Source organism: Streptomyces sp. NPDC058664, assembly GCF_042716635.1.
Taxonomy (GTDB): Bacteria; Actinomycetota; Actinomycetes; order Streptomycetales; family Streptomycetaceae; genus Streptomyces.
The window spans coordinates 1-2,419 of record NZ_JBHXRW010000178.1; the positions used below are offsets into that span (position 1 = coordinate 1).

A 2,419-nucleotide genomic window follows, 5' to 3' on the forward strand; every position below is an offset into this window, starting at 1 on the left:
ACGCCGACCTCCGCCGCCACCCGCGCGTTCGGCGCCGGCTCCGCGCACGCCAGCACGATGCGTGCCCGCTCCGCGAACCGCGGCGCCACCGCCCCGCCCGCCCAACGAGACAACTCCGCACGCTCTTCAACGGACAAACGGACTTCAACAGCAGGAGGACCCGGCGACATCACAATAGGATACAGACTTAGCCATCAGATTTCAGGCGCAGGACACTACAGGGTGCTCCTGAAAGGTGGGGCGGGTCCATACCGCCGTTCACCTTCTACAGGTCCGGCTTTCCGCTCTCGTGTGACGCCGGTCTTGAAGAACTCCTCCGTCGTGACCGCATCGTGATCAGCCGGGAGGAGGAGAGTTCTCCCCCGTCAGCGGGGTTGAGTCGGCATGGAGCGTGGTAACGGCGTTGCCGTCGTTCCGTTTCTCCGTGCCGCTCGCCGAGAGTTTCGAGTCAAGAAAGTCGCGACATGGTCCAGTGGCGGCGGAAAGGCGATCGGAAGGCCGTCTACAGAGGGGCCGAGTACGACAGGCAATGGGCCTTTTCCAACCTGGCATCCGCACTGGTCAGCGCACTGTCGTTGATCGGCTACCCGAGTCCAGCACGGGCTCCTGGCCAGGTCTTCACCAGTTGACTGGCGCCTCCGGGGAGCTGCCGCGGGGTTCTCCTACTGGCAGGTGCTTCAGGTTGGAAAAGGCTCAATGTGTACTCATCGCAGCCGACCAGGCGATCAACCACGCGGCCTGCAGAGCAGGGCAGAGGCTCATCCGGACAACCCCGGATGAGGTACAGGCATGGGCGGCAGAGAACTTCCTCCCGGACGTTCCCGCCGACATCGCGGCACAATCACTGAGGACCCGTCTGCGACAGCGAGGATACTGGTAAGCAAGGCCGCCTGTGATCGGAAAAGCAGCCCTCGCTGTTGAATCCGTGACCGTCACAGCCTGTGTATCATCACCGCGCAGCGCGCCAGTCGGTATGGGGGGTGTTCCCGGCGATCGGCCAGGGCTCGGTAAAAGGCAGCGCACCGTGTGTGGACAGGGCGGGAAGGAAGCAGTGAGTACAGGCCAGAGAAGCAATGGTCACGCTGCGGCTCCGATCACCGTTCTTCTGCCCGGGGGCCAGGAGGTCCGGGGACGGCTTCACGCGCGGCGGCAGACCAAAAGCGGCTGGCAGTACCTGGTGGGCTTCCTCGTATGGCAGGACACCGCCGACGGCAGCACAGAGGCCGTCGAGCACCGTGCCTGGGTGAGCCCCCCACACGTACGTCCTCTCTCCGGCACCTCCTACGCGCACGTTCCCACCCACCGGCCCTCCCCGGCGGACAGCATCCCGCTGTGTAAAGGGCAACCTGCCTGGACCCTCCAGGACCTGCCCCACCGCCCCGGTCACCCCGGCGCCACCCTCCTCCACGTCATCGGCTGCACCCCCAGCGACCGGACACTCAACCGGGAACAAGCCCTCACTGCACTCCAGCAACCCCGCGCGGCAGCCTGCCGGGAATGCAAGGCAGCCGACTCCCTCACCGGCGCGCCGTAGCGAGAGCTGGCGGGACAGACGGCTACGTCTGACTACCACGTGAACCGTGAGGCGCGAGCATGCCGCTTGCCACCCCGGCACGACAAACCCAGGGGCCAATGAAAACCGGTAATCTGCATGACGACTTGTCATAAAAGGAATACGGGGTGGAGATGGATGCCGCGAGTGCCGAAGACGTCGGGGTACTTGAGGATGTGTTCACACGCGATGTCGACGGGTGTCCCGTGCAGTTCGTGAGACCCGCCGACAGCGACCGGCCGGCGTGGGCGGTCTACCACGACCGGGAGTACGCCGGAATGGTGCGCTGGGACCGTGACCATGGCCGCCCGGCCTGGCGGGTGCAGGGGACGGAGCAATCCTTCCGCGATCTCGCCGACGTGGTGCGCTTCCTGCGCCGCCCGGTCTCGTGGCTCTTCGAGCGGGAGCGGGTGGCCCGGTGGGCACGCTGTCTGCTGGCTGATCCGTCGATGCTGGTGCTCGATTGCGAAACCACCGGACTGGAAAACCCCTACGCCGTGCAGATCGCAGTCCTGGACAGAAACGGCACCCCCGTGTTCCAGGAATACCTCCAGCCACATGCGGTGATTGAGCCAGCCGCTGTCTATATACACGGCATCACCCCGCAGAAGGTGGCACACGCTCCGGCCTTCGCAGAACTCCTGCCCCGCCTCACCGAGTTGCTGCACGGACGGACCCTGGTCGGCTACAACATGCCCTTCGACCGCTGCGTATTCGAACGCGAACTCACCCGCTACTACCGAAACCCGGAAGTGAGGTTCCCCCGAGATGCGGCGGAAGGTGACAGCAGGTCAGATGGTTCTCACGAGAGGAGATCTGATCATGGCTGCCCCGAGGAAGTACCCGCTGGAGTTGCGGGAGCGTGCG

2 protein-coding genes are annotated in these 2,419 nt (G+C 65.2%); both read left to right on the forward strand.

Going from position 1 to position 2,419, the window contains the following annotated elements:
- The first annotated feature begins 973 nt into the window (after positions 1-973).
- Positions 974-1,534, forward strand: a complete 561-nt coding sequence (locus tag ACFWUY_RS41260; protein ID WP_384122073.1) for a DUF6233 domain-containing protein — start codon at positions 974-976, stop codon at positions 1,532-1,534.
- Positions 1,535-1,686: 152 nt separating this feature from the next.
- A partial coding sequence (locus ACFWUY_RS41265; RefSeq protein WP_384122075.1) for an exonuclease domain-containing protein occupies positions 1,687-2,419 on the forward strand: 733 nt, incomplete at its 3' end.

What these genes read in the sequence shown, in the direction of transcription:
- ACFWUY_RS41260 (WP_384122073.1), top strand. Translation starts at nt 974, where the DNA reads ATGGGGGGTGTTCCCGGCGATCGGCCAGGGCTCGGTAAAAGGCAGCGC.